Source organism: Enterobacter sp. Ap-1006 (assembly GCF_011752835.1).
Lineage (GTDB): Bacteria > Pseudomonadota > Gammaproteobacteria > Enterobacterales > Enterobacteriaceae > Cedecea.
The window spans coordinates 408317-428181 of record NZ_VWWU01000003.1 but is presented as its reverse complement, the minus strand read 5'-3'; the positions used below and the strand labels follow the sequence as shown (position 1 = coordinate 428181).

Genomic DNA, 19865 nt, shown 5'->3' with positions numbered 1-19865 from the left:
CGGCGATCGATACATTTTCAGTATTAATCGTGGCCTCAAACGGTATTGGTTTCATCCGTCGGTGAGTCGTTATAACTGCTGAAGTTATAACGACAATCTGACAAGGAACCTTCTATGCCAACCTCTGCTTTTGATAATTCACCTTTCTACGCCGCCGACATTATTCGCGCCCGCATTAACGGTCTGGTACCCCGCATCGCTTTTATTCTGGGCTCCGGGTTGGGGGAGCTGGCGGAAAAAATCGACTCCCCTGTAACATTTTCCTACGAAGAGCTGCCCGGGTTCCCCATCAGCACCGTCCACGGCCATGCGGGCGAACTGGTCGTCGGCACGCTGGCTGGCGTGCCGGTAGCCTGTATGAAAGGGCGGGGGCACTTTTATGAAGGGCGTGGAATGTCGGTAATGACCAGCGCAATTCGCACTTTTAAGCTACTGGGATGCGAAATTCTGTTTTCTACCAACGCCGCCGGTTCTCTGCGCCCGGAAGTGGAACCTGGAAGCCTGGTGGCACTCAGCGATCATATTAATACGATGCCGGGCACGCCGACCGTTGGGCCAAATGATGAGCGGTTTGGTGAGCGCTTTTTCTCGCTGGCAAACGCCTATGATGCCGACTATCGCGTCGTACTCCAGCAGGTTGCGCATGAGCAGGGGTTCCCGCTGCATGAGGGAGTATTTGTTTCTTATCCAGGGCCAAACTTCGAAACCGCAGCGGAAATTCGCATGATGCAAATCATTGGCGGCCACGTGGTGGGGATGTCGGTTGTGCCGGAGGTGATCAGCGCCCGCCATTGCGGCCTGAAGGTGGTTGCCGTCTCGGCGATTACCAACCTTGCCGAAGGGCTGGGGAGTATTCAGCTTTCCCACGAACAGACGCTGAAAGCGGCTGCGCTGTCGCGGCAGAACTTCATTAACCTGATTTGCGGCTTCCTGGGCAAACTGGCCTGATCCTCACTGACCAAGGCAGGGAAAACAGATGGCGATTAAACTCCGCTTAAAAATCATGCTGTTTTTGCAGTACTTCATCTGGGGGGCGTGGCTGGTCACTTTGGGATCTTACATGATCAATACGCTCGGCTTTAAGGGGGCAGATGTTGGCATGGTTTACAGTACCAAAGGGCTTGCGGCGTTGCTGATGCCGGGTCTTATCGGCATTGTGGCCGATAAATGGCTCCCGGCCAATCGGGTGTACTCTCTCTGCCATCTGGTGGGAGCGGGGATGCTGGCCTGGGCGGCCAGCATCGACCAGCCGGGGTTGATGTTTTGGGCAATGCTGGGTAATGCCCTGGCCTTTATGCCGACCATTGCGCTGTCCAATACGGTGTCTTACGCCTGCCTGGAGAAAGCCGGTCTGGATACGGTGACGCATTTCCCGCCCGTGAGGGTGTTCGGTACCGTGGGCTTTATTGCGGCGATGTGGACCGTCAGCCTGATGCGCATAGAGCTGAGCAGCATGCAGCTCTATATTGCCGCAGGGGCTTCCGGGATGCTGGCGCTGTATGCGCTTACGCTGCCGACTATTCCGGTGATAAAAAGCCAGGCCACGCGCAGCTGGGTGAGCCGCCTGGGGCTGGACGCGTTTGTGCTGTTCAAAAAGCCACAAATGGCGGTTTTTTTCCTGTTCGCCATGCTGCTTGGGGCGGTGCTGCAAATCACCAATACATTCGGCAACCCGTTCCTGCATGACTTCGCCCGTCAGCCGGAGTTTGCCAGCAGTTTTGTGGTGCAATACCCCTCGATTTTGCTGTCCGTCTCGCAGATGTCGGAGGTGGCCTTTATTTTAACGATCCCCTTCTTCCTGCGTCGTTTTGGCATTAAACAGGTCATGCTGATGAGTATGGTCGCCTGGGTGCTGCGCTTTGCGCTGTTCGCCTGGGGCGATCCTTCGGCCTTTGGTTTTGTGCTGCTGTTGCTGTCGATGGTGGTCTACGGCTGCGCCTTTGATTTCTTTAATATCTCCGGCTCCGTGTTTGTTGAGCTGGAGGTGGAGTCACGTATTCGCGCCAGCGCTCAAGGACTGTTTATGACGATGGTGAACGGGGTTGGGGCGTATCTCGGGGCGATTGTCAGCGGTCATGTGGTGGATTATTTCACCACCGATGGCGCCAAAGACTGGCCGACTATCTGGCTGGTTTTTGCTGGCTATGCGCTGGTGCTTGCCGTCGTCTTCCACTTTAGCTTCCACTATCACCACCGCCAGCAGAGTGATTCTTCGGCATCGCTCGCACATTAAGGCTCCTGGCCTTACAGCAAGCGTAAGCGATGGTAATTTATGAGGCTTGCCACTCAGGGAGCCTCATGAATACATCTCAGCGTATCTATCGCACCGATCTTAAGCTGTTGCGCTATTTTCAGGCCGTAGCCGAGGAACTGCACTTTGGCCGGGCCGCCGCGCGGCTGAACATGTCGCAGCCTCCCCTGAGCTTTCATATCAAAGAACTGGAAGCTCAGCTGGGGACGGTACTGTTTATCCGTCATTCCCGGCACGTGGCGCTGACTCACGCAGGCGAAGTCCTGCTGGAAGAGACAAAACAGCTGCTGAACAACGCAAGCCTTGCGCTGGCCAGGGTTGAGCAGATTGGCCGCGGTGAAGGCGGTCGAATTCAGCTAGGGATTGTTGGCACCGCCATTTGGGGTGGGCTGCGGCTTGGGCTACAGCGGTTTATTGCTGACTATCCCGCCATTGATGTGACCTTCCGCGAAAAGTCCCCGGGGGATCAGCTTGCTTTGCTTGAACGTCACGAGATTGATGCCGGGATCTGGCGGATGGAAACCAGCCCGCCCGGTGGCCTTAAGAGCGAAAAGCTGCATGAGGCGACATTTATGGTCGCGCTGCCGGAGCAGCACCCGCTAGCCCGGCAGCAAACGCTGGACATTACCCAACTGCGGCATGAAGCGTTCGTGACGATGACCGCCATTCACTCTGACTGGACTTTCCTGCAACGTGTTTGCCGTGAAGCTGGTTTTACCCCGAGGGTTGTTCGTGAGGCGGTGGAGCCGCAAACCGTCCTGGCGCTGGTAAGCATTGGTTTCGGGCTAACCATCATCGCCGACAGCTACGCGCAGATGAACTGGCCTGGCGTGGCTTTTCGGCCCCCGGCGAGGCCGATACCCGCCGACCTGTATGCCGTTTTTGATCCCGTCCATCTCACCTCGACCACAAAGCAATTAATTGAGGCACTTAAGATGTCTCCCACCGATTAGTTCGTCGTTGAAAGGTGAAGGCAGTGGTATGATTAGCGGGCGGTTAATTTTGGTCTGGTTGCTCAGAGGTGCAGGTTGAAAATCGCTATTTTATCCCGGGATGGAACGCTCTACTCATGCAAGCGCCTGCGCGAGGCGGCAACGCGTCGTGGTCATCAGGTGGAGGTAATCGATCCCCTTTCTTGCTATATGAACATTAATCCGGCCGCGCCTTCCGTGCATTACAAGGGGCGTCAACTGCCGCATTATGACGCGGTTATCCCGCGTATTGGCTCGGCTATCACCTTTTACGGCACGGCGGTGCTGCGCCAGTTCGAAATGCTGGGAAGCTATCCGCTGAATGAGTCGGTGGCGATCACCCGCGCGCGGGACAAGCTGCGTTCGCTGCAATTGCTGGCGAAGCAGGGGATTGATTTGCCGGTGACGGGGTTTGCCCACTCGCCGGACGACACCAGCGATCTTATTGATATGGTGGGTGGCGCGCCGCTGGTGGTGAAGCTCGTTGAAGGTACGCAAGGAATTGGCGTGGTGCTGGCTGAAACGCGGCAGGCGGCGGAAAGCGTGATTGATGCGTTTCGCGGTCTTAACGCCCATATTCTGGTGCAGGAATACATCAAAGAAGCGAAGGGCAGAGATATTCGCTGTCTGGTGGTGGGCGATGAGGTTGTGGCCGCCATTGAACGGCAGGCTAAGCCCGGCGATTTCCGCTCAAACCTGCACCGTGGCGGCGTCGCGCATCAGGTCACAATTACCGATCTTGAGCGAGAAGTGGCGCTAAAAGCGGCCAGCACGCTGGGGCTGGATATTGCCGGGGTGGACATTTTACGCGCCGAACGCGGGCCGCTGGTGATGGAAGTGAACGCCTCGCCGGGGCTGGAAGGCATTGAAAACACGAGCGGGGTCGATATCGCCGGGCTGATGATCAAATGGATAGAGCGGCAGGCCCGCCCTGGGTACTGTCTTAAAACCGGGGGATAATTACCAAATCGGCGCTAATGCATAGTATGACGTGTCATTTTTGCGTAAGATGGCACGTTAATTTTTGAACAGGTAATGAGGTTTTTGCGTTTATGGATTCACTCGTGGTCCCGACTCTGGACACTTTACGCCGCTGGCTGGATGAAACTGGCGTAACCTTTTTCGAGTGCGATACCTGCCAGGCATTGCATTTGCCCCATATGCAGAACTTCGATGGCGTATACGACGCGAAAATCGATCTCGTGGACAACATTATTCTGTTTTCCGCATTGGCAGAAGTTAAGCCGTCGGCGCTGCTGCCGTTGGCGTCCGATCTCTCCTCGATCAACGCCAGCTCGCTGACGGTGAAAGCATTTCTCGACATCCAGGATGATAACCTGCCCAAGCTGGTGGTGTGTCAGTCGTTGTCTGCCTCCGTGGGCATTACCCGCGAGCAGTTTGCCGCCTTTGTTCAGCAGAGCGAAGAGCAGGTTTCGATGGTGATCCTCGAGGCTTGCGCTAATCAGCTGCTTTTTGTGGCCGAAGAAGAAGAGCGCGACGGCACAATTATTCACACCCACTCTCTGCACTGATCCTTTCTTTTTTTAACGCAGCGGCCACCAGCGCCGCCGCGTTCTGCATGTTTTTATTCTGTCATAAAGCCGTCACAGCCAGACAAATCCCTGCCATAAGGCGCATTTTTGCCGCCTGAATAGACGAAAGATGTCTAAAAAGTTGATAAAAGGCGTTTTTTCATCCGGGCTATAGTCGCCAACCCTGGCTACAGTTATTCTTGCTTGGCCGTAAAAACGAGCAACGTCTGCGTGAAGATTACCCAAATTCTTTTTCAGCAGAATGAATAGAGATGCATGAATTTTGCATGCTAAAAAAGCGTGCGGTGAATGCGGATAAGCCACATTGCGTAAATTCGGCTCATTCGAGCCTGGTTTGGCCTTTATTCAGAAGGAATGAAATTATGCTCTACCTACGTAAAAAAGGGTTGTTGGGGATGGTTGCTGGCGCGCTGATGGTGGCTTCTGCCGCCAGCTCTGCCGCCGAACAAAAGACGCTGCACGTTTATAACTGGTCTGACTATATAGCCCCGGATACCCTGGCAAACTTCACGAAAGAGACCGGCATCAAAGTGGTCTACGATGTGTTTGATTCCAACGAAGTGCTGGAAGGGAAGCTGATGGCGGGCAGCACGGGCTATGACCTGGTGGTGCCGTCTTCGCAGTTCCTTGAGCGCCAGGCGCAGGCCGGTATCTTCGAGCCGCTGGATAAAAGCAAACTGCCGAACTACAAAAACCTCGATCCGGAAATGCTCAAGCTGGTGGCGCAAAACGACCACGACAACAAATACGGCATTCCGTACATGATGGTGACGACCGGCATCGGCTACAACGTCGATAAAGTGAAAGCCGTGCTGGGGAAAGACGCGCCAGTGGACAGCTGGGATCTGATCTTCAAGCCGGAAAACCTTGAAAAACTGAAAAGCTGTGGCGTGTCGTTCCTGGACGCGCCAAGTGAAATTTACGCGACCGTGTTGCACTACCTGGGCAAAGATCCGAACAGCACCAACGCCGCGGACTACACCGGGGCGGCTAACGATCTGCTGATGAAGCTGCGGCCAAATATCCGTTACTTCCATTCGTCGCAGTACATCAACGACCTTGCCAACGGTGACATCTGCGTGGCGATTGGCTGGTCCGGGGATATTCTGCAGGCGGCAAACCGCGCCAAAGAAGCTAAAAATGGCGTGAATGTTGCCTATTCCATTCCTAAGGAAGGCGCGATGGTCTACTTCGATATGTTTGCCCTGCCGGTAGATGCGAAGAACAAAGACGAAGCGTACCAGTTCCTCAACTACCTGATGAAGCCGGACGTTATCGCCAACATCAGCAATCATATTTACTACGCGAACGCCAACAAAGAAGCTACGCCGTTACTGAGCGAAGAGGTCCGCAGCAATCCGGGAATTTACCCGCCGGCGGATATTCGTGCCAAGTTGTTCACACAAACGGTGATGCCAGCGAAGATTGACCGGGTTATCACCCGCGCGTGGACTAAGGTTAAAACAGGCAAATAGTCCTGTGACACCCTGCACCGGGCGGTTGCACCAGAGTTGTGCAATCGCCCCAGCCTGAACGGAAGCCCTTGTTTCCAGAATGGCGAAAAGTACGGCAACCGGGCCGTATCTTCTTTTTGCTTTTGCCGGAGAGCAACAGAATTGAACGACGCAATCCCTCGCCCGCAGTCCAAAACACCCAAAGCGATGACGCCGCTGCTGGAAATTCGTAACCTCACTAAATCGTTTGATGGCCAACATGCCGTGGATGACGTCAGTCTGACCATCTATAAAGGCGAAATTTTTGCTTTGCTGGGCGCCTCGGGCTGCGGCAAATCCACGCTGCTGCGCATGTTGGCGGGGTTTGAACAGCCAAGTGCCGGGCAAATCATGCTTGATGGCGTCGATTTGTCGCATGTGCCGCCTTACCAGCGCCCAATCAATATGATGTTCCAGTCCTACGCGCTGTTTCCGCACATGACCGTGGAGCAAAACATCGCCTTTGGCCTGAAGCAGGACAAACTGCCGAAGGCGGAAATTACCAGCCGGGTGGCAGAAATGCTGACCCTGGTACACATGCAGGAGTTCGCCAGGCGCAAGCCTCACCAGCTGTCCGGCGGCCAGCGCCAGCGCGTGGCGTTAGCCCGAAGCCTGGCCAAGCGCCCCAAATTATTGCTGCTCGACGAGCCCATGGGGGCGCTGGATAAAAAGCTCCGTGACCGGATGCAGCTGGAAGTAGTGGACATCCTTGAACGCGTCGGCGTGACCTGCGTGATGGTGACCCACGATCAGGAAGAGGCGATGACCATGGCCGGGCGAATAGCCATCATGAATCGCGGCAAGTTCGTGCAAATTGGCGAGCCGGAAGAGATTTATGAGCACCCAACCACCCGCTATAGCGCGGAGTTTATCGGGTCGGTAAACGTCTTCGAAGGGCTGCTGAAAGAGCGTCAGGACGACGGGCTGGTGATAGACAGCCCCGGACTTGTGCATCCGCTGAAGGTGGATCCTGATGCTTCCGTGGTGGACGGCGTCCCGGTCTTCGTTGCGTTGCGCCCGGAAAAGGTGACGCTTTGCGAGGAGCCGCCCGCCGATGGCTATAACTTTGCCGTCGGAGAAGTGGTGCATATCGCCTACCTCGGCGATCTCTCCATCTACCACGTTCGGCTGAAAAGCGGGCAGATGATCAGCGCCCAGCTGCAAAATGAGCACCGCTACCGTAAAGGAGCGCCCACCTGGGGGGATGAAGTTCGCCTGTGCTGGGATGCCGACAGCTGCGTGGTTCTGACGGTTTAAGGGGGCAAGATGACAACACTTTCTGAAGGCCCGGCAGAGACGACGGTTCCTCAGCCCTCGGGGGTGAAGCGTTTGCTTGCCCGTTTGCAGATGGCGCACGGGCGCAAGCTGGCGATCGCGCTGCCCTATTTGTGGCTGATCCTGCTGTTTATGCTGCCGTTCCTGATCGTCTTTAAGATCAGTTTTTCGGAAATAGCCCGGGCGATCCCGCCTTACAGCGATCTGGTGAGCTGGGCCGATGGCCAGCTGTCGATCACCCTGAATCTGGCGAACTACTTCCAGCTGACGGACGATCCGCTCTACTTCGAGGCTTATCTGCAATCTTTGCAGGTCGCGGCGGTGTCAACGCTGTGCTGCCTGGCGCTGGGCTATCCGCTCGCGTGGGCGGTGGCACACAGTAAACCCTCAACGCGAAATATCCTGCTGTTGCTGGTGATCCTGCCTTCATGGACCTCGTTTCTGATCCGCGTGTATGCGTGGATGGGCATCCTGAAAAACAACGGCATATTGAATAACGTGCTGCTTTGGCTCGGGGTTATCGACCAGCCGCTGACGATCCTGCACACCAACCTTGCGGTCTACATCGGGGTAGTTTATGCCTACCTGCCGTTTATGGTGCTGCCGATTTATACCGCGCTAACGCGCATAGATTATTCGCTGGTGGAGGCTTCGTTAGATCTCGGTGCACGGCCGCTGAAAACGTTCTTCAGCGTGATTGTGCCGTTGACCAAAGGCGGGATTATTGCCGGTTCGATGCTGGTGTTTATTCCGGCGGTAGGGGAGTTTGTTATCCCGGAACTGCTCGGCGGGCCGGACAGCATCATGATTGGTCGCGTCCTGTGGCAGGAATTCTTTAATAACCGCGACTGGCCGGTGGCCTCAGCCGTGGCGATTATCATGCTTCTGCTGCTGATCGTGCCGATCATGTGGTTCCACAAATACCAGAACAAAGCGGCGGAGGACCACACATGAACAACTTACCGGTTGTGCGCTCTCCGTGGCGTATTTTGATTCTGGTGATTGGCTTTACCTTCCTGTATGCGCCCATGCTGATGCTGGTTATCTACTCGTTTAACAGCTCTAAGCTGGTGACGGTGTGGGCCGGCTGGTCAACGCGCTGGTACGGGGAGCTATTCCGGGATTCGGCGATGATGAACGCCGTTGGCCTGAGCCTGACCATTGCTGCGGCGGCCGCCACGATGGCCGTTATCCTGGGGACGATTGCTGCCGTGGTGATGGTGCGTTTTGGTCGCTTTCGTGGCTCAACCGGCTTTGCCTTTATGCTAACGGCACCGTTGGTTATGCCGGATGTGATCACCGGGCTTTCGCTACTGCTGCTGTTCGTGGCGCTGGCGCACGCGATTGGCTGGCCGAGCGACAGGGGAATGCTTACCATCTGGCTGGCGCATGTGACGTTCTGCACCGCCTATGTTGCGGTTGTCATTAGCTCACGCCTGCGGGAGCTGGACCGCTCCATTGAAGAAGCGGCGATGGATCTGGGGGCGACGCCGCTGAAAGTGTTCTTTGTGATCACCGTGCCGATGATCTCGCCCGCCATTATCTCCGGCTGGCTGCTGGCGTTCACGCTTTCGCTTGATGACCTGGTTATCGCCAGCTTCGTGTCCGGGCCGGGTGCGACCACGCTGCCGATGCTGGTGTTCTCGAACGTGCGTATGGGGGTTAACCCGGAAATTAACGCCCTGGCGTCCATTATTCTCGGCGTTGTGGGCGTTATCGGCTTGATTGCATGGTGGTTTATGGCGCGGGCAGAAAAGCAGCGGCTGCGCGATATCCAGAGTGCAAGACGTGGTTAAAACGCCTAAAATCTGCAATGATGTGCCTCCGGTGCCGCGCTTGTCGCGGCACCGTGACGTAAGGAACGCGAGGTTGTGGAAATTATCAGGAAACAGCGGTCATCCCATGCAAAATTAAACGTCCCCACGCTGGTGATGGTGGCGGCTATCGGCATCGTCACTACCCGATGCCTCGACCTGCTGCTGCTGTTTAATATGCTTGGGGTTAGCGGGGTGATGGATTTTGTCCATCGCAGCGTGCAAACCTGGCCCCTGACGCTGGTTTTTCTCGGCAGCCTGTTGATGCTGTTTGTCGAACTGCGCTGCGCGTTCGTCATCGTCAAAGGGCGTAACTGGGGACGCTGGCTGTTCCTGCTGACCCAAATTATTTCCGTGACCTGGTTGTCTCTGTCCTCCCTGGGCTGGGGATACCCTGAATTATTCAGCGTTGCCGGGGGCACTAAGCGCGAGATCTTCCGTTCGCTGCTTACCCAAAAGCTGCCCGATATTCTGGTGCTGATTTTGCTATTTGTCCCCGCCCGCAGCCGGCTTTTTTTCAGACTTCAGTAAGCGCGGAGTGCTACAATCTGCGCCCTCGTTTTTTCTCAGGGTTTTTCTATGCAATGCGCGCTCTATGATGCCGGCCGCTGTCGTTCCTGCCAGTGGATTGAACAACCGGTGGGAGACCAGCTTCACGCTAAAATGACCGATCTCCGGCAACTGCTGGAAGGCATTGCCGTGGGCGAGTGGTGCCAGCCGGTCAGCGGCCCTGAGCGGGCATTTCGCAACAAAGCTAAAATGGTGGTTAGCGGCAGCGTGGAAAAACCGCTGCTGGGGATGTTACATCGCGACGGCACGCCCGAAGATTTAACCGACTGCCCGCTGTATCCTGTTTCATTTGAGCCTGTTTTTGCGGCATTGAAGCCCTTTATTGCCCGTGCAGGATTAACGCCCTACAACGTGGCGCGTAAGCGTGGAGAGCTGAAGTATCTCCTGCTGACCGAAAGCCTGGCGGATGGCGGCATGATGCTGCGCTTTGTGCTGCGCTCGGAAAGCAAGCTGGGGCAGTTGAGAGCGGCGCTGCCGTGGTTACAGCAGCAACTCCCTCAGCTTAAGGTGATTTCGGCCAACATTCAGCCCGTACACATGGCGATTATGGAAGGTGAGCAGGAAATTCCGCTGACCGAACAGCGTGCGCTCGAAGAGGTTTTCAACGGCGTACCGCTCTATATTCGTCCGCAAAGTTTCTTCCAGACTAACCCTCATGTTGCTTCCCGGTTGTACGCCACCGCCCGTGACTGGGTGCGCGCGCTACCCGTCAACCATATGTGGGATCTGTTCTGCGGCGTGGGAGGTTTTGGCCTGCACTGCGCCACGCCGGAGATGAAGCTTACCGGGATTGAAATTGCCCCGGAGGCGATAGCCAGCGCACAGCAGTCGGCTGAAAAACTGGGCCTGCATAATATTCATTTTCAGGCGCTGGATTCCACTCAGTTTGCCGTCGCCCAGCAGGATATCCCGCAGATGGTGCTGGTGAACCCGCCGCGCCGTGGGATCGGTAAAGCGCTGTGCGATTATCTGACGCAGATGGCTCCGGCGTTTATCGTCTACTCAAGCTGCAACGCGCAGACCATGGCGAAGGATATTCAGATGCTGCCGGGTTATCGCGTGGTGCGTACCCAGCTGTTTGATATGTTCCCGCATACTTCGCATTACGAAGTGTTGACGCTGCTGGTCCGGGACTAACATCCAGGAAGCGGAAGCCGCCGGGTTGGTGCCGTCACGATGCGCGTTTCCGCTTTTATATGTAGCCGTTAAGACTGTCAGAAGCCAGTGATCATGATATCACCCAGCCTGTGTTTAATGACGTTCATCTCGTTGATAAATAATGTGTTCCAATTTTTTGAACCATCTTTAAACAACTTAGCAACTTGCTGACGCAAGGGCAGCTCAGGCATTTCCGTTTCAGAAATTTCAATAGCGTTGCTGAGCATTTTGTTATTTTCAAGCATCAGTCCCAGTTCCCATGGGCTGGCGAAATGAACGGGATTGGTCGCTTTGTCGCTATACCAGATGCTAATGCTGCCTGTGGGGGAGGAGGCCAGAGCCTGCATGCCCTGAAGCACAATTTTTAGATAACGGCGGGTAGCTTTTAATACCGCCGATTGATTCATTTTTTCCTCTAAATTTTTCAATCGCAGGGAATCATTGGCGAGTGGAAGCTGCCTGAACAAAATGTCATGTGCCTTTGAAACATAAGTTTCCTGCGAGGATATGGCTTCAATCAATGCGGCCAGCGTCAAAGATGTATCGATAACGTCAGGTTCAGTAGAAACATATTTGTCGAGCGCCGCGTCAAGTTTTTCATTTACTTCAAGCTGGTAGATAAAGTCTCTTGTAGCGGCATGACTGCTGAGATACCTGGTGTTGGCCAACTGTTCGTTGTGCCCTTCAATAGGCAGCACCAGCAGACGGGATTTACATGGAGTATTACGATGTAAGTAACTGAATTCTCCGTTGGTACCAGCCCCTGCGGTGGTAATGCCATCAGCATCGGCCAGGTAGGCCAGATGCAGTGCGTTATAGTTTCCAACTGCTTTTGCACCGCAGAATAAAAATATGCGCCGGGAATAATGCTCATCGTTCTGACTGATTTTAGACAGAACATGCTGGGCAATGAGATTGCTTTTCTTATGCGCGTAAACATAAACAATGTTGCGCAGAGCCATGTTTGCCATGCATCTGCTCCCTGCTATCACTCCCGCAAAGAGAGCACCGCTCCCTAAGGCACTCGCGACCGCATTCAAGGGGAGAGCATGAGCCTGCAGCAATTGAATAATTTTCGTATGTGCTTCTCTTATTCCGCTGGCTGAGGTGATCCGCAGCATGTCGGCGGTAGATTTGACTGAACTCAGCGTATTTTTTTCGCCAAGGGATATATGAGAAATATTTTCGAAAGTACCGCCCAATACCTTTGCTAACAACGCATATTTTGGCAGTAAGTTCATTGCCGAATTTTTGGGATCCAGCAGAATGGCGTGATTTTGCTGATCCAGACGGTGTATAGCCGGCACGCCAGCTTTGGCGGCTGATTTTTGCAGGGAATAATCCATATCAGTAAAGACATAGATACGTTTTTGAAACGTTTTTATGTCGAGATGTTTTTTCAGATGGCTAAAAAGATCGGCGCTTTCAATAACGGGAAGTTTATTGATGTCGAGGATATTGCTAAGAAACGTTTCCGGGGATAGGGTTCGCGTACGATGAGATATATCAGGTAGTAAGGCGGGACGATTGTTGCGATATCGTAAAGGGTTACTGGCCAGTCTTTCAAGTATTTTTGCATCGTCTGACCCTCCAGTTTTATCATCCAGATAACCGTAGACGGGCTTAGTTGACTCTGTCAGTAAGACGTGAATTCCTCGGCTTGCCAGCTTATTTGCAAGCGTCTGGAGTTCTCCCCGGCGCTGGACATTCTCCCAGGCGGGAGGTGCATGAAATATTACTATGGAGTCTTTAGGTAGCGTGTCTTGCTGAAGGGCATGATCGATTATTTGTAATAGTCGACCTGTATGCCCTCCACCCGTAGGCGAATAGCCGACGATTAGGAGCTTTGTTGTTTTTTCCAGATTAAATTGAGTTAATAGACGCGAAAGTGAGGATGCAGCAAGTGGCATAATTATCGTACCTCATCGATATTTCATTGCGGGGGCATTCCAGCCGGTGAACCGGTCGGAATGAGTCATCATTAACGATTCACTGAGCGGGCGATTCGGCTGTAGGTATGCCTGACTCCTCTGATAGCTATCCCGTAGGCGAAAATATTTTCTGGCAGCGCGATTCCCATATAACCGGTATCGCCAATATGATGCAGGTCGGCACCGGCCATTTTGCTCATCAAGGCTATCTGGCGAACGGTATCCCGATCGGCACCTTCCTGAGAGGTACCAATAGCCGTCATCGCCATCATGCCAGCCGAGTGTGCGCAGCGAATTAGCGAGCTGGCTGCCTCAATACTCATGCCCGGTACAGTACCCGGGGCTGGGATCAGCGCAATATCAACGCCCTGGCGGGCAAATTCATGGAGATCGCTTTCATTTATAATGGCTGTACCGCTTTCCTGGACCACGCCCGCACCGTGCATTTTTCCACTGATAATGACGGCCTCGTCGCCAATGGCACTGCGGATTTTTCCTGCCGACTGAGCCAGAGCCATATTGCTGACACCATTGTTTGGGTTACCAGTAAGAACTAAAATTTTTGCCCCCATCTGTACCAATTTGCGGGCATTCTCAGGTGTCGCCGCACGGCCTGGCTTCATTTTCCATAACTCATCATGTTCCGTGGCAAACCGTGGATCGACGGCTTCGAGATTGACGCCAATTACGCGGCCGGTTAGCTGTTGGAGCACATGTAAGGTCTGTGCCGGATCAATATCACCTGGCATACCCTGTATCAAAGGTTGTTGGCAGTCGAACATATTGATCAGCAGAATATCGGCACCCTGAGAGGCTGCAAGTTCAGCATTCGTGATGTTCGCGAGCAGAGGTGGAGTGATGGCGATGGTTTCACTGACCATGACCCGACCCTCGCTAGCGCGGATAGCGTGAAGTAGCTGCGGTTTGGTGAGCGCAGCCAGCTCAGAAGCACTACAGTCGAGTAAACGTTTCGATGTCATCATAGATTTCCTCATTGGTGCAGTAGTTAACGAAATTCTCCTGCGTTCTGCAGGGTATTTGTGTGGGAAAAAACGGTGTTTCACCGTAATAAACGTTCCTGCATAAACACCGTTTGCAAATTCAAATGTCCATTGTGTACCTGTAGTGTACCACTTGTGTACCATAATGGTGGTGAGAGGAATTTTCATACTTATTTTGTCTTTTTTGTGATCTTATACGGCTCTTTAGATCGCCAGAACTATCAAAAATGACGTCATTGATATTTGTGTTGTTAATAAGTGGTATAGTTGAATCACTACCTGGCAACCTGGACGTAAAGAGAATGAAGTTGTTGCAACCTGCTGATTTAAAAATCGATGGTTCAAATGCCATGCCGCTGTATATGCAACTGGCGAATGAGATCCAGCGCGTGATTGATGAAGGTCAGCTTCGCCCTGGAGATGCATTGCCTTCAGAGCGCACGTTGATGGAGGCGTTAGGTATTTCTCGGGGTACCACCAGAAAAGCTATTGAGCAGCTTATCGAGGATCGAAGCCTTATCCGAAATCCTGGCTCCGGGACCTATGTTGCTCCTCACGTCCGTCAGTCATTAGTCCAGCTGGAGAGCTTCAGTGAAATAGCCTTTGCCAGCGGGGGGGAGGCACAAAGCGAATTGGTGGGCTATGTTCGTCGAGCTGCGACTGAAAAAGAACAACAATTTTTACAGCTCGCAGAAAGTCATAAAGATATTGTCGAGCTGACGCGCCTGCGTAAAATTAGTGGCACCGTCGTTTCGGTGCAGAGGGCGATATTACCCGCGCCATTGCTGAATAAAATCAACGAATTGAATGAATCGCTCTATCGCTATCTTGAGGAAAAAGGCGTTCCGGTGTTATCAGCCACCCAAAAATTTAGCGCAGTTGCCGCAGATAAGCACTTAGCCTATTACCTGAATATCTCGGAACGCGATCCTATATTATTGGTCACCCGTATCGGGTATAGCCATAATAATATTCCCGTGGAATATACGCAGACATGGTGTCTGAACGAATATTACGATTTCAAAATTGAACTCAAAACGAAAGGTAAATAATCCATCAGGAAAATAAAATGCTACCCATTAGCGCCAGCAGAAGATGAATTTTATTATTCGGCTTATATTTTTGTATTCAGAATAACTGGCGTCGAGCATGTAGCTTGCCGATGAGATGAGTGGCGGCTCACAGATGTGAGCAGGGATAAACCTGAGAGTGTGTTGCAACCTCTCAGGTTAGAAGAATAGCTAATATAGATCAGGCTAATAACCGGGTACGAAAGGCCATCATTTATAATGAATACAGGAATTATCAGCCTGGGAACCACTGAGTGCTGATCTTCTGGTAAGTCCCGTCCGCTTTAATCGCCGCCAGCGCGTCGTTCAGCTTCTTCAGCAAGGCCTGATTATCCGGGCGAACCGCAATCCCTAAACCGGTGCCAAAGTACTGCGCGTCGGTCACATGCTCGCCCACGGTGCCCAGCTGCGGATTGGTCTTCAGCCATTCGTTCACCACGGCGGTATCGCCAAACACGCCATCAATACGGCCATTTTTCAGGTCAATAATCGCGTTCTGGTAACTGTCGTAGGAGACGGTTTTGATCTCAGGATGTTTATCCTGCAGGTATTTCTGGTGCGTGGTGCCGTTTTCCATCCCGATACGTTTGCCTTTGAGATCGTCCAGCGAAGCAAACTGGCCTTTTTTCGCAATCACCACCGCCGAGTTGGCGTAGTACGGGTTGGTAAAGGCGACCTGTTTGGCGCGCTCAGGTGTGATATCCATCCCGGAAATCACCGCGTCGTATTTATGGAACTTCAGAGAAGGGATCAGGCTGTCGAATGCGTGGTTGGTGAAGGTACATTCTGCCTGCATTTGTTTGCATAATGCTTTGGCCAGGTCGATATCGAAACCGACGATCTGATTACTGGCGTCCAGAGATTCAAAAGGAGGATAGGTTGCCGAAGAGCCGAAGTTGATTTTCTCCGCTGCGGCCGCGCTGAATGCGGTTGTAGCGAACATGGCGGCTAACAGTAACTTTTTCATGCGTGTTGCTCCTGTCTGTCAATATTGTTTTAAGTCGCCGTTTCCCGGCGTCAAACCACCATGCCAAAGTGTGAATTTATATGCAATAAAAATGTATAATTATATTTATCTGGGCGTAAAAAAAGCGGGTTGCCCCGCTTTTCGTGTTAGCTTGTCTAGCTGCGGCGTTCAAAGGCCAGCGCCCGGCGCTCGATCAGGCGCATCAAAAGCGTAAGCAGCCCGTTGACGATGAGATAGACCAGACCGGCGGCGCCAAAGACCGCCACATCATAGGTACGGCCATACAGAAGCTGCCCGTAGCCCATCACTTCCATCAGCGTAATGGTGTAGGCCAGCGAGGTGCTCTTGAACACCAGCACGACTTCGTTCGAGTAAGAAGAGAGTGCGCGCTTGAAGGCGTACGGCAACAGGATGGCCAGCGTATCTTTCTTGCTCATCCCTAAGGCGCTGCAGGACTGCCACTGACCTTCCGGTATAGCGCGAATTGCCCCATAAAACAGCTGTGTAGTGTACGCGGCGCTGTTAAGCGAGAGCGCAATTAACGCACACAGCCACGGTTCGGAAAGCAGATGCCACAGCACCGGATAATGCTGGAGCGACGGGAACTGCCCTGGACCGTAGTAAATCAGGAAGATCTGTACCAGCAGCGGTGTGCCGGTAAACAGCGTGATGTAGGCGCGCACAATATGCACCAGCCCCGGCGTTTTTAGCGTCAGAACGATGGTGAACAGCAGCGACAGCACGAGCGCAACGGCAATGGAAGCGGCGGTGAGCGTCAGGCTGGTGTGCAGACCCTTCATCAGCTCCGGTAAATACTCGAGCATCAGCCAGGCCTCCGTTCAAAGCGCGTGGCGCGTAAATCGATGCGCTTCAGGATGTACTGACTCAGCAGGGTAATGACCAGATAAATGGCCGCCGCAATCACGTACCAGGTAAACGGCTCCTGGGTGCGCGTGGCGATACTTTTGGTTTGCAGCATCAGGTCATTCACGCTGATAAGCGACACCAGCGCGGTGTCTTTCAGCAGCACCAGCCACTGGTTACCGAGGCCCGGCAGCGCGTGACGCCACATCTGCGGCATGACCAGCCGGAAGAAAATCGCAGTTTTGGATAAACCCAGCGCCTGGCCCGATTCCCACTGCCCAACCGGCACCGCTTTCAGCGCGCCGCGCAGCGTCTGTGACGCGTAGGCGGAATAGAGCAGGGAGAGGGCAATCACGCCGCAGAGAAACGGGCTGACGTCAAAGTTATCAATCTCCATTTTGACCGGGATCGCGGTAAAACCGAGGTTGAGGGTGAAGCCGTCAGAGAGCATCAGCAGCAGCTGGGAGGAGCCGAAGTATATAAACAGCACCACCAGGATTTCAGGCAGGCCGCGGAAAAGCGTAACCACCCCGGAGCCTATCCATGCCACCGGGCGCCATTTGGCGGATTCCCAGACGGCAAAAATCATCGCCAGCACGAGGCCGACGATGAGGGCACAAACGGCAAGGCCGACGGTCATCCCGGCGGCGCTTGCTAATGGAAACAATTCGTTCATCGAGTCGATTACTTCTGGAACCATTTGTCGTAGATGGCTTTGTAGGTGCCATCTTGTTTCACTTTATCCAGCGCGGCGTTGAATTTGCTCTGCAGGTCAGTGTTGCCCTGGCGCAGGGCGATGCCGAGGCCGGTGCCGAAGTAATCTTTGTCGGTCACTTTGTCACCCACGGCAACCAGTTCCGGGCTGGCTTTCAGCCACTCGGTCACCACGGCGGTGTCGCCGAAGACCGCGTCGATACGACCGTTCTGCAGATCCAGCTTAGCGTTCTGGTAGCTGTCGTAAGGCACGGTGGTGATTTCCGGGTGTTTGTCGGTGATGTATTTCTGGTGGGTGGTGCCGTTCTGGATGCCCACTTTTTTGCCTTTCAGCGCGGCAATATCAGCGTACTTGCCCTTCACGCCAACGAACAGCGCGGAGTTGTCATAGTAAGGTTTAGTGAACAGTACCTGTTTTTCACGCTCAGGGGTGATGTCCATCCCCGCCATTACCGCGTCAATACGGCGGAATTTCAGGCTTGGGATCAGGCTGTCGAAGGCCTGGTTGGTGAAGGTACAGGTGGCATCGATCTGCTTGCACAGGGCGTTAGCGAGATCAACGTCAAAACCGACGATCTTGTTGTTGGCGTCGATAGACTCAAACGGAGGGTAAGAGGCTTCGGTAGCAAAACGGATAGTCTGTGCGGCGGTAGCAGAAAGGCTCAGAGTGGCTAAAAGAGTGGCCAGCAAAACTTTTTTCATTGTCGTTTTCCCGTTCAACATCAGTGAGAGAGATAGAATTTAAACGCATCGGTTTGCGGGTTAGCAAAGCAGCTGGCATCACCTTGTTCGATGATGTGGCCGTTTTCCATATACACCACGCGGCTGGCGGTTTTACGCGCCACTTCTACTTCATGGGTCACGATGACCTGAGTAATGTTGGTTTCCGCCAGTTCGCGGATAATGCTGACGATCTGCGCGGTGATTTCCGGATCAAGAGCGGCGGTAGGCTCATCAAACAGCAGAATCTGCGGCTCCATCATCAGGGCGCGGGCAATGGCAACACGCTGCTGTTGGCCACCGGAAAGGTGCAGCGGATAGCGGTCCATGTAGGGCTTCAGGCGCAGGCGTTCAAGCAGTTTATCGGCGCGTTCACGCGCCCGATCTTTGCTTAATCCGAGCACGCGGCACGGCGCTTCAATCAGGTTTTGCAGCACGGTTAAATGCGGCCACAGATTGTATTGCTGGAAGACCATACCGACGTTCTGGCGCAGATCGCGAATCGCTTTGTCGCTGGGGGCTTTGGCGAAGTCGAAAGTCGTGCCCGCAATGCTCAGCTTACCGGAACGCGGCATCTCAAGCAGGTTAAGGACGCGCAGCAGAGAACTCTTGCCGGCGCCGCTCGGGCCCAGCAATACCAGCGTCTCGCCCTGCGGGCAATGTAGTGTGATATCGAACAGCGCCTGATGGGCACCGTAAAAGCAATTAATGCTGTCTAGTTGAATACTCATGCGCTGAAGTTGAATAGCAATTGAGGCCGCAAAGGGTACCTTTAACAGAATAGTTATGCAATCTTTGTGCGTTAAAACTTATAAGTAACCACTTTCCTTGCCTAAAATTAGCACAAAATATCGAGGCGGGTGGTGGCTAAGTATAAAAAACCGGGATCCCTGAATATACCAGACTATTTACAGGGGTTACGTTTCCTCCACCCGCATAGCGTAAGCATAAATTGCCGCTATTTGCCTTCAACTGCCTGACGCAGCGTGCCGGTTGGCGCATGGCTCGCCGCGCCGAGGTAACGCACATCGTCCACCGCCCAGCACCTGCCTTCACGGACCATCAACACTTCATCTTTCCAGGTCTGGCTGCCGCGGGTCAGCTCGACGCGCAGAGGAATATTTCGTGCATCGGTATTTGGGATAGTTGACGCCGAAGCCACGCTGGCTTTGTCAGGCCCTTCAGACTGGCTGGAGAAGATATCGCTGCGGGTAAACGCGCTTTGCGCCGCCGGAGAGGTGCTGGATTTTTGCAGAAGCTGGAACAGGGAATCGCTCAGATAGGGGCGCAGCGCGGCAACGGAACTCAGGCCTTCGCCCTTGTGCGCGATACGGTAATCATAGAACTGCTGAGCGACGTCATCCGGGCCGCCGCTGACGCAGGGGCCGCTGCGGGTGCCGATGTCTTTGAAGGCCGGGGTGACGGTGGTACAGGCCGACAACACCAGCGCACAGGGGAGAAGGGCCAAAGCTGAGCTGCGCATTTTTATTTCCTTATTTTCTCAGGAGGACTA

The 19865-nt window shown here is 53.8% G+C and carries 20 protein-coding genes; 12 read left to right on the top strand and 8 right to left on the bottom strand.

The genetic code is table 11. The annotated features are described in order from the left end of the window. Window positions 1-114 precede the first annotated feature (114 nt). From xapA to rlmC, 11 genes are all read left to right on the top strand, one after another. Window positions 115-948, top strand: coding sequence for a xanthosine phosphorylase (gene xapA / locus F3J28_RS10205; RefSeq protein ID WP_166875526.1), 834 nt, complete (start codon window positions 115-117; stop codon window positions 946-948). Window positions 949-976: 28 nt separating this feature from the next. Next, window positions 977-2233, top strand: a complete 1257-nt coding sequence (locus F3J28_RS10200) for a nucleoside permease (RefSeq protein WP_166875523.1) — start codon at window positions 977-979, stop codon at window positions 2231-2233. 65 nt (window positions 2234-2298) lie between these two features. Next, window positions 2299-3204, top strand: a complete 906-nt coding sequence (locus tag F3J28_RS10195; protein ID WP_166875520.1) for a LysR family transcriptional regulator — start codon at window positions 2299-2301, stop codon at window positions 3202-3204. Window positions 3205-3279: 75 nt separating this feature from the next. Next, entirely contained in the window at window positions 3280-4182 is a 903-nt protein-coding gene (rimK, locus tag F3J28_RS10190) for a 30S ribosomal protein S6--L-glutamate ligase (RefSeq protein WP_166875517.1), read from the top strand. Window positions 4183-4274: 92 nt separating this feature from the next. Next, the gene (locus F3J28_RS10185; protein WP_008461058.1) at window positions 4275-4754 is read left to right on the top strand and encodes a YbjN domain-containing protein; all 480 of its coding nucleotides are present in this window, start codon (window positions 4275-4277) and stop codon (window positions 4752-4754) included. A gap of 383 nt (window positions 4755-5137) precedes the next feature. Continuing rightward, window positions 5138-6250, top strand: coding sequence for a spermidine/putrescine ABC transporter substrate-binding protein PotF (gene potF, locus F3J28_RS10180; protein WP_008461059.1), 1113 nt, complete (start codon window positions 5138-5140; stop codon window positions 6248-6250). A gap of 141 nt (window positions 6251-6391) precedes the next feature. Beyond that, entirely contained in the window at window positions 6392-7525 is a 1134-nt protein-coding gene (gene potG / locus F3J28_RS10175; protein WP_166875514.1) for a putrescine ABC transporter ATP-binding subunit PotG, read from the top strand. Window positions 7526-7534: 9 nt separating this feature from the next. Beyond that, on the top strand, window positions 7535-8497 hold the full coding sequence (gene potH / locus F3J28_RS10170; protein WP_166875511.1) for a putrescine ABC transporter permease PotH: 963 nt from the start codon (window positions 7535-7537) through the stop codon (window positions 8495-8497). Beyond that, the gene (potI, locus tag F3J28_RS10165) at window positions 8494-9339 is read left to right on the top strand and encodes a putrescine ABC transporter permease PotI (RefSeq protein WP_008461065.1); all 846 of its coding nucleotides are present in this window, start codon (window positions 8494-8496) and stop codon (window positions 9337-9339) included. The genes potH and potI overlap by 4 nt, the downstream gene beginning before the upstream one ends. A 75-nt stretch (window positions 9340-9414) precedes the next feature. Continuing rightward, window positions 9415-9888: a YbjO family protein gene (locus F3J28_RS10160; protein WP_166875508.1), complete on the top strand. Its 474-nt coding sequence runs from the start codon at window positions 9415-9417 to the stop codon at window positions 9886-9888. A 48-nt stretch (window positions 9889-9936) separates the two neighbouring features. Further along, entirely contained in the window at window positions 9937-11064 is a 1128-nt protein-coding gene (rlmC, locus tag F3J28_RS10155; protein ID WP_166875505.1) for a 23S rRNA (uracil(747)-C(5))-methyltransferase RlmC, read from the top strand. Between the two features lie 77 nt (window positions 11065-11141). Here the strand turns inward: rlmC and F3J28_RS10150 are convergent, their stop codons facing one another. Together F3J28_RS10150 and F3J28_RS10145 are read right to left on the bottom strand one after the other, a co-directional pair. Continuing rightward, a complete protein-coding gene (locus F3J28_RS10150; RefSeq protein ID WP_166875502.1) occupies window positions 11142-12995 on the bottom strand; it encodes a glycosyltransferase family protein in 1854 nt (617 codons plus the stop codon). Between the two features lie 71 nt (window positions 12996-13066). Next, on the bottom strand, window positions 13067-13996 hold the full coding sequence (locus F3J28_RS10145) for a DUF7916 family protein (protein ID WP_166876568.1): 930 nt from the start codon (window positions 13994-13996) through the stop codon (window positions 13067-13069). Between the two features lie 323 nt (window positions 13997-14319). Here F3J28_RS10145 and F3J28_RS10140 point away from each other — a divergent pair, with 323 nt between their 5' ends. After that, on the top strand, window positions 14320-15069 hold the full coding sequence (locus F3J28_RS10140; protein ID WP_166875499.1) for a GntR family transcriptional regulator: 750 nt from the start codon (window positions 14320-14322) through the stop codon (window positions 15067-15069). Window positions 15070-15322: 253 nt separating this feature from the next. Here F3J28_RS10140 and artJ (F3J28_RS10135) read toward each other — a convergent pair whose 3' ends face one another. From artJ (F3J28_RS10135) to F3J28_RS10110, 6 genes are all read right to left on the bottom strand, one after another. Next, window positions 15323-16054 carry an arginine ABC transporter substrate-binding protein ArtJ gene (artJ, locus tag F3J28_RS10135; protein WP_166875496.1) on the bottom strand — a complete coding sequence of 244 codons (732 nt, stop codon included), beginning with the start codon at window positions 16052-16054 and terminating at the stop codon, window positions 15323-15325. Between the two features lie 155 nt (window positions 16055-16209). Continuing rightward, window positions 16210-16878 (bottom strand): arginine ABC transporter permease ArtM, encoded by a 669-nt coding sequence (artM, locus tag F3J28_RS10130; RefSeq protein ID WP_061274240.1) that lies wholly within the window; start codon window positions 16876-16878, stop codon window positions 16210-16212. Beyond that, entirely contained in the window at window positions 16878-17594 is a 717-nt protein-coding gene (artQ, locus tag F3J28_RS10125; RefSeq protein ID WP_166875494.1) for an arginine ABC transporter permease ArtQ, read from the bottom strand. Before artQ ends, artM begins: the two co-directional genes overlap by 1 nt. 8 nt (window positions 17595-17602) lie before the next feature. Further along, a complete protein-coding gene (gene artJ, locus F3J28_RS10120; RefSeq protein WP_008461077.1) occupies window positions 17603-18334 on the bottom strand; it encodes an arginine ABC transporter substrate-binding protein in 732 nt (243 codons plus the stop codon). A 20-nt stretch (window positions 18335-18354) separates the two neighbouring features. Continuing rightward, window positions 18355-19083, bottom strand: a complete 729-nt coding sequence (gene artP, locus F3J28_RS10115; RefSeq protein WP_008461079.1) for an arginine ABC transporter ATP-binding protein ArtP — start codon at window positions 19081-19083, stop codon at window positions 18355-18357. A 227-nt stretch (window positions 19084-19310) separates the two neighbouring features. Next, the gene (locus F3J28_RS10110; protein WP_166875491.1) at window positions 19311-19835 is read right to left on the bottom strand and encodes a lipoprotein; all 525 of its coding nucleotides are present in this window, start codon (window positions 19833-19835) and stop codon (window positions 19311-19313) included. Window positions 19836-19865: the final 30 nt, after the last annotated feature.